This window comes from Streptomyces sp. NPDC029044 (assembly GCF_040637495.1).
In the GTDB taxonomy this organism is placed as follows: Bacteria; Actinomycetota; Actinomycetes; order Streptomycetales; family Streptomycetaceae; genus Streptomyces.
This window is the reverse complement of the sequence record NZ_JBEZWN010000061.1, coordinates 35,681-45,009: the sequence shown is the minus strand read 5'-3', so window position 1 is coordinate 45,009 and position 9,329 is coordinate 35,681. Positions and strand designations below refer to the sequence as shown.

12 protein-coding genes are annotated in these 9,329 nt (G+C 70.8%); 7 read left to right on the top strand and 5 right to left on the bottom strand.

The window, feature by feature from the left end:
- Window positions 1-496, top strand: a 496-nt coding sequence (locus tag AB0E85_RS32525; RefSeq protein WP_361934833.1) for a response regulator transcription factor, incomplete at its 5' end; no start/stop codon positions are given.
- Complete coding sequence (locus AB0E85_RS32520; protein ID WP_361934830.1) at window positions 493-1,896, top strand: ATP-binding protein; 1,404 nt, start codon at window positions 493-495, stop codon at window positions 1,894-1,896. The genes AB0E85_RS32525 and AB0E85_RS32520, both read left to right, overlap by 4 nt.
- Before the next feature lie 11 nt (window positions 1,897-1,907).
- On the opposite strand, the gene AB0E85_RS32515 is transcribed toward AB0E85_RS32520, so the two are convergent.
- The 4 genes from AB0E85_RS32515 to AB0E85_RS32500 all read right to left on the bottom strand — a co-directional run bounded on the left by AB0E85_RS32515 (window position 1,908) and on the right by AB0E85_RS32500 (window position 4,582).
- Complete coding sequence (locus tag AB0E85_RS32515; RefSeq protein ID WP_361934827.1) at window positions 1,908-2,384, bottom strand: MarR family transcriptional regulator; 477 nt, start codon at window positions 2,382-2,384, stop codon at window positions 1,908-1,910.
- 116 nt (window positions 2,385-2,500) lie between these two features.
- Window positions 2,501-3,301: an AIM24 family protein gene (locus tag AB0E85_RS32510; RefSeq protein WP_361934825.1), complete on the bottom strand. Its 801-nt coding sequence runs from the start codon at window positions 3,299-3,301 to the stop codon at window positions 2,501-2,503.
- On the bottom strand, window positions 3,298-3,948 hold the full coding sequence (locus tag AB0E85_RS32505; protein ID WP_361934822.1) for an AIM24 family protein: 651 nt from the start codon (window positions 3,946-3,948) through the stop codon (window positions 3,298-3,300). The genes AB0E85_RS32510 and AB0E85_RS32505 overlap by 4 nt, the downstream gene beginning before the upstream one ends.
- A 1-nt stretch (window position 3,949) precedes the next feature.
- Window positions 3,950-4,582: an AIM24 family protein gene (locus AB0E85_RS32500; protein ID WP_031105041.1), complete on the bottom strand. Its 633-nt coding sequence runs from the start codon at window positions 4,580-4,582 to the stop codon at window positions 3,950-3,952.
- Window positions 4,583-4,820: 238 nt separating this feature from the next.
- Here AB0E85_RS32500 and AB0E85_RS32495 point away from each other — a divergent pair, with 238 nt between their 5' ends.
- Complete coding sequence (locus tag AB0E85_RS32495) at window positions 4,821-5,165, top strand: DUF3817 domain-containing protein (RefSeq protein ID WP_361934820.1); 345 nt, start codon at window positions 4,821-4,823, stop codon at window positions 5,163-5,165.
- Entirely contained in the window at window positions 5,162-5,455 is a 294-nt protein-coding gene (locus AB0E85_RS32490) for an MTH1187 family thiamine-binding protein (protein WP_030854324.1), read from the top strand. The genes AB0E85_RS32495 and AB0E85_RS32490 overlap by 4 nt, the downstream gene beginning before the upstream one ends.
- A 21-nt stretch (window positions 5,456-5,476) precedes the next feature.
- Here AB0E85_RS32490 and AB0E85_RS32485 read toward each other — a convergent pair whose 3' ends face one another.
- The gene (locus AB0E85_RS32485; protein WP_361934817.1) at window positions 5,477-6,466 is read right to left on the bottom strand and encodes a glycoside hydrolase family 6 protein; all 990 of its coding nucleotides are present in this window, start codon (window positions 6,464-6,466) and stop codon (window positions 5,477-5,479) included.
- 173 nt (window positions 6,467-6,639) lie between these two features.
- Between AB0E85_RS32485 and AB0E85_RS32480 the strand changes: the two genes are divergently transcribed.
- From AB0E85_RS32480 to AB0E85_RS32470, 3 genes are all read left to right on the top strand, one after another.
- Window positions 6,640-7,149, top strand: coding sequence for a MarR family transcriptional regulator (locus AB0E85_RS32480; RefSeq protein WP_361934815.1), 510 nt, complete (start codon window positions 6,640-6,642; stop codon window positions 7,147-7,149).
- A 59-nt stretch (window positions 7,150-7,208) separates the two neighbouring features.
- The gene (locus tag AB0E85_RS32475; protein ID WP_361934812.1) at window positions 7,209-7,541 is read left to right on the top strand and encodes a DUF3817 domain-containing protein; all 333 of its coding nucleotides are present in this window, start codon (window positions 7,209-7,211) and stop codon (window positions 7,539-7,541) included.
- A 74-nt stretch (window positions 7,542-7,615) separates the two neighbouring features.
- Complete coding sequence (locus AB0E85_RS32470) at window positions 7,616-9,316, top strand: methylmalonyl-CoA mutase family protein (protein WP_361934810.1); 1,701 nt, start codon at window positions 7,616-7,618, stop codon at window positions 9,314-9,316.
- Window positions 9,317-9,329: the final 13 nt, after the last annotated feature.

Below are 9,329 nucleotides of genomic sequence, written 5' to 3'. Positions count from 1 at the left end.
CGGCTACCGGGTCTGCGCCGCCCTGCGCGCCGCCGGGCACGACGTGCCGATCCTGATGCTGACGGCCAAGGACGGCGAGTACGACGAGGCCGAGGGGCTCGACACCGGTGCGGACGACTACCTGACCAAGCCGTTCTCGTACGTCGTGCTGGTCGCCCGGGTCAAGGCGCTGCTGCGGCGGCGCGGGCAGGGGGCCGGGTCGTCGCCCGTGCACGTGCTCGGTGATCTGAAGGTGGACACCGCGGCCCGGCGGGTGTTCCTGGCCGAGGAGGAGATCGCCCTCACCGCCAAGGAGTTCTCCGTGCTGGAGCAGCTCGTGCTGCGGGCCGGCGAGGTGGTGTCCAAGTCCGAGATCCTGGAGCACGTCTGGGACTTCGCGTACGACGGTGATCCGAACATCGTCGAGGTGTACGTCAGCACGCTGCGGCGGAAGCTGCGGGCGGGGCTGATCCGGACCGTGCGCGGGGCCGGCTACCGGCTGGAGAAGGCGCCGTGAGGCGGTTGTTCGGGTCCGTCCGGGCACGGGCCACGCTGGGAGCGACCCTCGTGGTGGCGGTGGCGCTCGTCGCGGCCGGGGCCGCCGTGCTGCTGTCCCTGCGGTCCAATCTGATCGGCGAGGCCGGCACCCAGGCCGAACGCTCCGCGCGGGCCGTCGCCTCCGAGCTGGCCGCCGGAACGCCGTACGACAAGCTCTCCGGGCTGGACGGCGACGACGGCCCGGTGCAGGTGCTGGACGAGCACAAGCGGCTGGTCGCGGCCAGCGAGGACCTGGAGCGGATCAGCGGGACGGACAGCGGCCAGGTGAAGCCGCGGCCGGCTACGACGCCCTCGGCGGACGGCGACGACGACGACGCGGGCGAGGCCCTGGAACCCGGTGAGATCTCCGGGGAGAGCCTCTTCAGCAACGGGTCCGCGACCATCGACGGGGAGGCGCAGGACTACCGGTTCGCCGCCGTCGAGGTCGAGACCCACGACCGGGGACACCTCAAGGTCTACGCCGGTGCCCCGCTGGCCGCCGAGCACGGGGCCGTGCGCACCGCGCTGACGGTGATGCTGATCGGGTTCCCGCTGCTGCTCGGTGTCGTCGCGGCCGTGACCTGGCTGGTGACCCGGCGGGCCCTGCGGCCCGTGGAGGGGATCCGGCGCGAGATGGCCGCGATCACCCAGTCCGAGGACCTCGCGCGGCGCGTTCCGGAGCCGGACACGCACGACGAGATCGCCCGGCTCGCCAGTACCACCAACGAGACGCTCGCGGCGCTGGAGACGTCCGTGGAGCGGCAGCGGCGGTTCGTCGCCGACGCCTCCCATGAGCTGCGCAGCCCCATCGCCTCGCTGCGGACACAGCTGGAGGTGGCCGCCGCGCACCCCGAGCTGCTGGACCTCGACGGGGCCGTGGAGGACACCGTCCGGCTCCAGCGGCTGGCGGCCGATCTGCTGCTGCTCGCCCGGCTGGACGCGGGGGAGCGGCCGAGCGACGCGAAGGTCGACCTCGCCGGGCTGGCCCGGGAGGAGGCCGAGGGGCGCACGGGTGTGACCGTGGACGCGGAGCCGGTGGAGGTGGCCGGATCGCGGGGGCAGCTGGGCCGGGTGCTCGCCAATCTGCTCGACAACGCCCAGCGGCACGCCCGGTCGGCCGTCACCGTCCGTGTGCGGTGCGAGGGCGACCGGGCCGTGGTCGGGGTGGCCGACGACGGTGACGGCGTGCCCGACGGCGACCGGGAGCGGATCTTCGAACGGTTCGTCCGGCTGGACGCGGCCCGCAGTCGCGACGACGGCGGAGCCGGTCTCGGGCTCGCCATCGCCCGTGACGTGGCCGTCCGGCACGGCGGCACGCTCACGGCCGGGCGGGGGCCCGCAGGCGGAGCCCTGTTCGAACTCCGCCTGCCGCTCGCCTAGGGGGCGTCCGGCTACGGGCGCCCGCGGTGGCCGCGCAGGTGCTCCGCGATGGGCTTGAGGGCCTTGTCGAGCTCGGTCAGGGCCTCGGGGGACAGCAGGTCGATGAAGTGCCTGCGTACGGACGCCACGTGGTGCGGCGCGACCTTCTGCATCGTCGCCATGCCGTGGTCGGTGAGGACCGCGTAGAGCCCCCGGCGGTCCGACTCGCAGTTCTCCCGCCGGACCAGGTTCGCGTTCTCCATACGCGTGACCTGGTGCGAGAGGCGGCTCTTGGACTGGAGGGTGGCGGAGGCGAGGTCGCTCATCCGCATCCTCTGGCCCTCGGACTCGGAGAGATTCACCAGGATCTCGTAGTCGTTCATTGTCAGGCCGAACGGCTGCAGGTCCTTCTCGAGCTGGTACGTCAACAGCCTGTTGACCTCCAGGTGGGTGCGCCAGGCGCACTGCTCCGCATCGGTCAGCCAGCGGGTGGCCGTCTCGGTCTCCATGAATGAAGTCTACCTAAAATGTTGAAAGGCGAACTAGTGAGGGGTGGCGTGTGACGGCGCACACCTGGCGAACAGCAGTGCGCAGGCGTTCGATGTCACACTCCGCAGACTACCGCTCACAGCCCGAAGCGACGCTGGAGGTCCCCCAGCTGTCCGGGAAGACGCGGTACGCCGGACTGCCCCGTCTGGGGGCTGTGCGCTCCGCCGCCGGGCACGCCGGCCTGATGCGGAACGGCCCCCGTGGCCTGCTCCGCCATCAGGGTCTCCGACGACTGGAGCAGCACCGTCCCGGCGCCGACGAACTCGAACTGGTGCTCCTCGCCGGAGGCCCCGCCCAGGCCCGTCAGTGCACGTAGACCGCCCATGACGCCGGTCATGTACCCGTGGTCGTAGTGGTGGCAGGGGGAGGGGCAGTCGGCCCAGCCGACCAGGGCCTGGGGGTCGACCCGGATCGGGGGCTCCATGAACACCACCGGCCCGTTGGACGCGGCCACGAACTTTCCGGTTCCGATGAGGGTCAGAAAACCCGGCACGATTGATTGCTTCAGTGACAGAGTTGGCTGAAAAGCGAGGAGGTTGCCCGAGCGAATGGTCAGGTTGCCCTCTTCGAGGTCGTACGAATTCACGTCGAAGGCCCGGTCGGCGAGGAGCATCTTGCCCGAGCCCTCCGCCACGACCCAGTCGCTCGCGTGCAGTGGCGAATGGAAGGACGTACGGACGAGACGGTCCAGCCGGCCGTGTCCGACGCCGTTGAAGTCGATCGAGCCGTAGTAGGCGATCATCTTCCCCTTCTGAAGGAACCACTGGCTCCCCTTGAGCTCCACGCAGAAGGTGTACGCGTTGACGTTGTCGTCGGGCGGCAGCGTCGCCGGGTCGAAGACCACGGGGCCGGCGCCGGGGCTTCCGTACGTGCTCACAGCTTCTCCTCCGACGCCTGGACGTACACCGCACCGCTGCCGCTGAGCTCCAGCTGGAACGCCTCCCCCGAGCCGCGGCCCACCATGTCCCGCCAGCCCAGCGCCGTGGACAGCTTGTTGCGGACGTCGCCGTGGTGGGCGACGTAGGCCTGGGGGTCCACGTGGACCGGCCGCTGCGGGGTGATCGGGATCTCGATGACGCCGCCGTGGGCCATGACCGCGACGGCGCCCTGCCCCTTCAGCGTCGTCGTGAACAGGCCCTGGCCGCTGACCTGTCCGCGCACCATCCCCATGACGCCGCCCTGCGAGCCCAGGAACATGGTGCCCTGCTGGAGCGAGCCCTCGAAGGCCAGGAGGCGGTCCGCCTCCACGTACAGCGTGTCGCCGCTCAGCCGGATCACCTGGATGTGGTGCCCGCCGTGCCCGAACAGGACCGTGCCGCTGCCCTCGACGGTCATCAGCGGCGTGTCCTCGTCGGCGACCCGGCGGCCGATCATCGACATGATCCCGCCCTGGCCGCCCGCCGTGTTGGGCGTGAACGACACCTCGCCGCGGTACGCGAGCATCGCGCCGCGCTGGCTGAACAGCCGCTGACCCGGCGCGAGAGTCGCCTCGATCATCTTCGCGTTGATCTCCCGGAAGGCCATCTCACACGTCTCCCGCGATCGTGTTCCGCTCGCTCGGCTGCACGTACACCAGGCCGTCCCCCTCGAACCGCATCTGGAAGGCCTCGCCGCCGCCCTCGCCGAGCAACGTGCGGAACGTCACACCGGACTGGAAGGACTGCCGCAGGTTGCCCTGGTGCGCCACGTACGCCCCCGGGTCGACGGTCAGCGGGTACTGCGCGCTCACCCGCAGCACCACCGCCGGGCCGTCCGACATGATCGCCGCCTGGCCGTGGCCCTCGACGGTCGTCGTGAACAGCCCGTTGCCCTGCGAGGCGCCGCGCAGGCCGGTGAACTCCGTGCCCGTGCGCAGCCCGCCGTCGGTCGCGAGCAGGTTGCTCGACTCGACGTAGAGCTTGTCGCCCTGGATGCTGACCAGGTTGATCTCGGAGGCCCGGTCCGCGAACCAGCAGGTCCCCCGCCCCTTCACCTCCATCAACGTCATCTGCTCACCGGTCAGCCGCCGGGTCACCATGCCCCGGATGCCCTCGCCGCCGCCGCTGAGCTTCTTGAAAGCCATCTCCCCGTCGTACGCGACCATCGAGCCGTTCTTCGCCTTCACGGCATCCCCGGTCATGTCGACGGCGAGCACCTTGCTGCTCTGAAGTCGGAACATCGCCACGACTGGAAGGTAGCCGCAGGCCGGGCCCCGCGGACAGGGCCCGTGGGAGGAGAACGACCCTGACCGCACCCCTGGGGTCGCCGGGGGCGGGGGAGGCGGACCCCGGGCCGGAGGGCCCGCGGCGGTTTGCCACAATGGGCGGGACGCTTGTGCGCGCGTTCACAAACCGTCGGACCCGCGCATGCCGTCCCGACCGACCCGACCGCCGCGTTACTCCCACCGAAGGTGACCCGTGGACCTCAAGACCGCCACCGCCATCCGCCGCCTCCGCCTGGTATCGGCGCCCGAGGCGACTTCCTTCCTCCTCCTGCTCGTCTGCTCGGTGCTGAAGCGGACCACAGAGTTCGACGCGGTGTTCCCCATGGGCCTGATCCACGGCGTCCTGTTCATCCTGTACGTGATCTTCTGGGCCGACGCCTGGAACCGCACCAAGTGGGACCTGAAGACCGCAGCCCTCTACTTCGTGCTGTCCGTCTTGCCCACCGGCGGCTTCTTCGCCGACCGCAAGCTCAAGCGGGAGGCCGAGGACGCCGTCATCGCGACGCGGGCCCGCAAGGAAGGCGTGGTGAGCGCGTGATCGTCGCCTTCTCCGTGACGCCGCTCGGGGTCGGTGAGGACGTGGGGGAGTACGTCGCCGACGCCGTGCGGGTGGTGCGCGAGTCGGGGCTGCCGAACCGTACCGACGCGATGTTCACCTCCGTCGAAGGAGAGTGGGACGAGGTCATGGACGTCGTCCGGCGCGCGGTGGCCGCGGTCGAGCGGCGGGCACCCCGGGTCTCCCTCGTCCTCAAGGCGGACATCCGCCCCGGCGTGACGGACGGCCTCACGTCCAAGGTGGAGACCGTGGAGCGGCACCTCGCCGAGTAGCCGCCGGGAGCGGGGCCCGGGTCAGCCCGTGGCGTTGCGGGCCAGTTCCAGGGCGTACTGCGGCCACCAGCGCCCGGCGGCCGGGCCGCCCTCGCAGCTTCCGTCCGACTCCCCGGGCCGCTTGATCCACAGGAAGGCGTCCACGATGGGTTCGCCGGTGCCGGTCGTCGGCGGGGTGCCGAGTGCCCGGCCCGGCGGGTTGCACCACACCCCGGGCAGGGGGCCGTTGCCGTTGCGGCTGGTGTCGATGACGAAGTGCTTGCCGCCGAGGGCTCCGGCGAGACGCACTCCGTACGCCGTGGTCACCTCGTTCGTCTCGAAGTTGGAGACGTTCAGCGCGAAGCCGTCGGCCTGCTCGATCCCGGCCCGCTTCAACGGTTCCACGAGCTTGTCCGGCTCCCGGATCCAGCCCGCGTTGCCCGCGTCCAGGTACACCTTGGTGCCGGGCTGCTGCTTGAGCCGGGCGACGGCCTCGCCGAGCAGCCGCTCGCGCTCGGCGTGGTACTCGCGCGGGGTGCACCCGTCCACGACGTGCGCGAGCGCGTCGGGCTCCAGGACGACCAGGGCCTCGGCATCGCCGAGGGCGCCGGCGAACCTCTCGATCCACTCCCGGTAGGCGTTCTCGTCCGCCGCCCCGCCCGCCGAGTGCCCGCCGCAGTCCCGGTGCGGGATGTTGTACGCGACGAAGACCGCGGTCTTCCCCTGCCGGCCCGCGGCCGAGGCGGCCGCCCTCACCATGGGTGCCGGGTCCGTCCCGCCCGCGGGCCACAGCGCGACCGGCTGGTCGGCGATCCGCCGGATCAGCTCGGCGTCCTGCCCACGGCCCTGCCGCTGCCAGAGCCGGGCCTGCCGGGCCGCGGGGCTCTCGGGGTCGGTCCAGAAGGGGGAGGAGCCGGCCGCGTAGGCGGCTTTCCCGGCGTCGGCGCCGGACGTCGTCGCGGCGCGGGACGAGCAGCCCGCGGCGAGAGCGAGCACCGCGAGTGCCGCGAGGGCGTGGATCAGCCGGGGCATGCCGCTCCCTGGTGGTGACGTGCAGTGACGAAGGGGACGCCAATCGTTACACACGGCAACGAAGTGTCCTGGAAAGGACATGGCCTGTCCGTGCCCCTGCCGCAACCGGTGCCGCCCGACCGAAGGGCGAGACAGGGCTGACCACCATGTGACCGGCCGGTAAGGTCGGCTTCGTGCCGAAGCCGCTCAGTCTTCCCTTCGATCCCATCGCCCGCGCCGACGAACTCTGGAAGCAGCGCTGGGGCAGCGTGCCGTCGATGGCCGCCATCACCTCGATCATGCGCGCGCACCAGATCCTGCTCGGTGAGGTCGACGCGGTGGTCAAGCCGTACGGGCTGACGTTCGCGCGGTACGAGGCCCTGGTGCTGCTCAACTTCTCCAAGGCCGGCGAACTGCCGATGTCCAAGATCGGCGAGCGGTTGATGGTGCATCCCACGTCCGTGACGAACACGGTCGACCGGCTGGTCAGGTCGGGCCTGGTCGACAAGCGCCCCAACCCCAACGACGGACGCGGCACCCTCGCCTCCATCACCGGCAAGGGCCGTGAGGTCGTCGAGTCGGCCACCCGCGACCTGATGGCCATGGACTTCGGTCTCGGGGTGTACGACGCCGAGGAGTGTGCGGAGATCTTCGCGATGCTGCGCCCGCTGCGGGTCGCGGCACACGACTTCGACGAGAGCTGACCGGCGCGAGCCCGGGCCCCGGGCAAGATCTCCCGGAACGGCTGGTTACGCTCGTACGCATGAAAAAGAGCGTCCTGACCCGCTACCGGGTGATGGCCTACGTCACCGCCGTCATGCTCCTCGTGCTGTGCACCTGCATGGTGTTCAAGTACGGCTTCGACATGGGCGAGGACGTCACCTTCGCCGTCTCCCAGGCCCACGGCTTCCTCTACATCATCTACCTGGTGTTCGCCTTCGACCTCGGCTCCAAGGCCAGGTGGTCGTTCGGCAAGCTGCTGTGGGTGCTGCTCTCCGGGACGATTCCCTTCGCCGCCTTCTTCGTCGAGCGCAAGATCACCCGCCAGGTCGAGCCCCTGGTCGGCGAGCCGGCCCCGGCTGCCGCCAAGGCCTGACGAGACCGCCGTACCGACGCGTACGGCGGTTCTCCCATCGACATTTACTAGGACGTCCTAGTAAATTCGAGGGTATGGACACTGACGCCATCGAGGAGGGCCGCCGCCGCTGGCAGGCCCGGTACGACGCCGCCCGCAAGCGCGAGGCCGACTTCACCACGCTCTCCGGCGATCCCGTGGAGCCGGTGTACGGGCCGCGGCCCGGAGACGCCTACGACGGGTTCGAGCGGATCGGCTGGCCGGGGGAGTACCCCTTCACCCGCGGCCTGTACGCGACCGGCTACCGAGGGCGCACGTGGACCATCCGGCAGTTCGCCGGGTTCGGCAACGCCGAGCAGACCAACGAGCGCTACAAGATGATCCTCCGCAACGGCGGAGGCGGGCTCTCGGTCGCCTTCGACATGCCGACGCTCATGGGCCGCGACTCCGACGACCCCCGCTCGCTGGGCGAGGTCGGGCACTGCGGCGTCGCCATCGACTCGGCGGCCGACATGGAGGTCCTGTTCAAGGACATCCCGCTGGGCGACGTCACGACGTCGATGACCATCAGCGGCCCGGCGGTCCCCGTCTTCTGCATGTACCTGGTCGCCGCCGAACGGCAGGGCGTCGACCCGTCCGTCCTCAACGGCACGCTCCAGACGGACATCTTCAAGGAGTACATCGCCCAGAAGGAGTGGCTCTTCCAGCCCGAGCCGCACCTGCGGCTCATCGGCGACCTGATGGAGCACTGCGCGGCCGGCATCCCCGCGTACAAGCCGCTGTCCGTCTCCGGCTACCACATCCGCGAGGCCGGTTCGACGGCCGCGCAGGAGCTGGCGTACACGCTCGCGGACGGCTTCGGGTACGTGGAGCTGGGCCTCTCGCGCGGGCTGGACGTGGACGTCTTCGCTCCCGGCCTGTCCTTCTTCTTCGACGCGCACGTCGACTTCTTCGAGGAGATCGCCAAGTTCCGCGCGGCGCGGCGCATCTGGGCCCGCTGGATGCGCGACGTCTACGGCGCCCGGTCCGAGAAGGCCCAGTGGCTGCGCTTCCACACGCAGACGGCCGGCGTCTCCCTCACCGCGCAGCAGCCGTACAACAACGTCGTACGCACCGCCGTGGAGGCCCTGGCGGCCGTGCTGGGCGGCACGAACTCGCTGCACACCAACGCGCTCGACGAGACCCTCGCCCTGCCGAGCGAGCAGGCCGCGGAGATCGCGCTGCGCACGCAGCAGGTGCTGATGGAGGAGACCGGCGTCGCCAACGTGGCCGACCCGCTGGGCGGTTCCTGGTACGTCGAGCAGCTGACCGACCGTATCGAGGCGGACGCGGAGAAGATCTTCGACCAGATCAAGGAGCGCGGTCTGCGGGCACACCCCGACGGGCGGCACCCCATCGGCCCGATCACCTCCGGCATCCTGCGCGGCATCGAGGACGGCTGGTTCACCGGGGAGATCGCCGAGTCGGCGTTCCGCTACCAGCAGGCGCTGGAGAAGGGCGACAAGCGGGTCGTCGGCGTGAACTGTCACGACGGGTCGGTCACCGGGGACCTGGAGATCCTCCGGGTCAGCCACGAGGTGGAGCGCGAGCAGGTCCGGGCGCTGGGCGGGCGCAAGGCGTCCCGTGACGACGCCGCGGTGCGCACCGCGCTCGACGCGATGCTGGCCGCCGCCCGCAGCGGCGCCAACATGATCGAGCCGATGCTGGACGCCGTACGGGCGGAGGCCACGCTCGGGGAGATCTGCGGGGTGCTGCGGGACGAGTGGGGGGTGTACACGGAGCCCGCAGGGTTCTGAGGTCGTCCTGGCC